Origin of the sequence: Collinsella aerofaciens (assembly GCF_040910185.1) — a bacterium.
Taxonomy (GTDB): domain Bacteria; phylum Actinomycetota; class Coriobacteriia; order Coriobacteriales; family Coriobacteriaceae; genus Collinsella; species Collinsella aerofaciens_BF.
Map to the genome: position 1 here is coordinate 1 of NZ_JBDGBA010000040.1, position 2728 is coordinate 2728.

Genomic DNA, 2728 nt, shown 5'->3' on the forward strand with positions numbered 1-2728 from the left:
TCTCGGCGGCCTTGCGAAAAACAAATCCAAGTTAGACCATTTCAAATGGTTCGATGTCTGCCCGGATGCGACACTCGAAGTGTCCATCCTCGCAGTATCCGGTTCTCAAGGTGCATGCCCCGCGGCTGATCCGGTCCGACCGGGCCGCGCGGCAAGGAGATATATTGCCAGACCGGAGGGGCCCCGCGGGCGGGAATCTGGTCGTACACATTTCCTACACATCTTGTGATCCGACTAACGTTTGCCAGCTGTTAACTACCGCTCGCCGAGTATCTCTTTATATAAGGCAGTCTCATGGTTAAAGCGGATACGTCCCCCTAGCTAAAGCACAGCCAGCATCGAGCAACTCATCGCGTTCTTCCACCGAGAACCCCTCGGCGTAGACGCGCACCACCGGTTCGGTCCCGCTAGGACGGACCAGCAGCCACGTGTCATCCTCGAATGACAAACGCAAGCCATCCATATGACTAACGTTTTGCGGCACCTTGCCACAAATCGACTTGGGGTTTACGCCCGGCAGCAGGGTTCGTAACGTTTCGGCATCTTCGGCCTCAAGGCGCAAATCCCGTCGACCGTAACTCGTCTTACCAAAACTGTCCTCGAGTTGGTCGACCAGAACGCCCAAAGGCGCGTCCGTCTTTGCCATAAGCTCACACAGAATTAGACAGGCGAGGATTCCATCGCGCTCGGGCATATGCGCGGCGATGCCGATACCACCGGCTTCTTCGCCGCCCATGAGGACGCCGCCCTTTTTCATCTCCGCCGCTATATATTTGAAACCGACTGGTTTGACGGTCACGCGGCAGCCAAGCGCCTCGGCAATGCGACGCACGAGCGTCGAGCATGAAAGATTGACGACGACGCGCCCCTCCAAATTACGAAATTGAACCAAGTCGCCCAAAACGAGCGCCATGATCTGATGCGGATGTATATATCTGCCGCGCTCGTCAACCGCACCGATACGGTCGGCGTCGCCGTCGGTCACCAGACCAGCGCAAGCTCCGTCATCGATAACCGTGCGCTCGCAAGCGTCCACCCAAGGCTCAACGGGGTCGGGGCAGATATCTTCTTGGTCAGACGCCTGCCCGGCGTGAATCTCGTGCACCTCAACGCCAAGCTCGCGCAGCAAGTCGGCTAGATAACCCTGGGCTGCGCCGCCCATGGGATCGACAACCACGCGCAGGTGCGCGCCGCGGATGGCTTCGGCATCGACAAACGATGCCACCGCCTGCATATAGTCAGGAATGATATCCGCGGTGCGATATTGCCCCTCGATCCCCATTGGCTCGGGAGCCATGGTCTCTTCGAGCTCTTCGATGACATCCTGGTTGGCGGTCGAGCCGTCACCCATGCGAATCTTGAGGCACAGATAACCCTGCGGATGATGGGACCCCGTCACCATGAGCGCGCCGCACGCCTCACCGTCATAAGCCGCCGCCCACGTAAGGGCAGGGGTCGGAACAGGTCGCGAAGCGAGCACGGCGTCCAGCCCGTGCGCTGCTAGCACGCCCGCCGCAAGCTCAGCGAACTCGCTCGCCAGGGGCCGGGTGTCGAACCCTATATATACCGTTTTGCCCGGATTGGTCTTTTGCCACAACTCGCCGACGGCATCGGCGATACGGGCAACGTTATCGGCAGTGAAGTCCTCATCGACGCGAGCGCGCCAACCGTCAGTTCCAAAATGAATTATCGCGCACACGCGCAGACACCTCACAGTGTTTGGATCATGGTACGCGTGAGGTATACCCGCAACACGCACTCAGCAACCTGCCGGCACCAGCATTCACCATTTGGGCAAATGCTGCCGAGGACATGCAAGCAATAAAAAAACCGCCCCGTATGGAGCGGTTTTGCCCTTTATATATCGAGCGCCTCGGCCATCGCTGCCGTAGTGATTGCCGTGGTTCCACAGCAACTGCCCACCATTGCGGCGCCGGCATGTCTCCATTCGATGCATGCGCGCGCGAAAGCTTCGGGATTCTCGTGCCATACGGGGCCATCCTGAGTCTGGACCGGATCGCCTACGTTGGGACGCACCGTAACGGGAGTAGTCGCCGATGCAACCATCCTGGGCACCGCCGCATTCGCGGCCGCAAGCGAACAGCAATTAACACCAACCGAGTTTGCGCCGTGTTTTTCGGCGTACAAAACGGCTGCCTCGATGTTGAGGCCATCGCCCAGCAGGTCGCCTTTATCGTCAACGACAAAACTCACCAGAACAGGCATGCCGTCGGCGGCATCTCGGGCGCCGGCAAGCATGGGCTGCAGATTACGGATAGACGTCACCGTCTCGATCAGCAGACCGTCAACACCAGCATTGAGCAAGGCGTGCGCCTGTTCACGCGCAATGCCGCGGATTTCACGATACTCGACAGAGTCCTCGGCAAACCACTCAATACCGATCGGGCCCATCGAGCCCAGCAGTAGCTGAGGGTGCGCCTGGCGGGCATCGTCGACGGCCCCGCGATTGACCTCCGCCACGGACGGCGCAATCTGGTCGTGCTTGAGGGCATAGCTCGATGCCTGAAAGGTATTGGTAATGAGCACCTGCGCGCCGGCGGCGACATACAAGCGATGGATACGAGAAACGGTCTGCGGCTCTGCCAGATTCCAAAACGCCGGTGGAATGTCGGCGGCATCGTACTCACTCAACAAAACACTGCCCATGGGGCCCTGCGCCAACAAGGTCTCGCTCGACAAGCGGCGCGTAAGTTCCTCGGCACCAAAG

2 protein-coding genes are annotated in these 2728 nt (G+C 59.5%); both read right to left on the reverse strand.

Going from position 1 to position 2728, the window contains the following annotated elements; translation table 11 throughout:
- Positions 1–298: 298 nt before the first annotated feature.
- Positions 299–1699: a phosphoglucomutase/phosphomannomutase family protein gene (locus AB5Z54_RS09740; RefSeq protein WP_368161394.1), complete on the reverse strand. Its 1401-nt coding sequence runs from the start codon at positions 1697–1699 to the stop codon at positions 299–301.
- Positions 1700–1857: 158 nt separating this feature from the next.
- Positions 1858–2728, reverse strand: an 871-nt coding sequence (locus AB5Z54_RS09745; protein ID WP_368161396.1) for a homocysteine S-methyltransferase family protein, incomplete at its 5' end; no start/stop codon positions are given.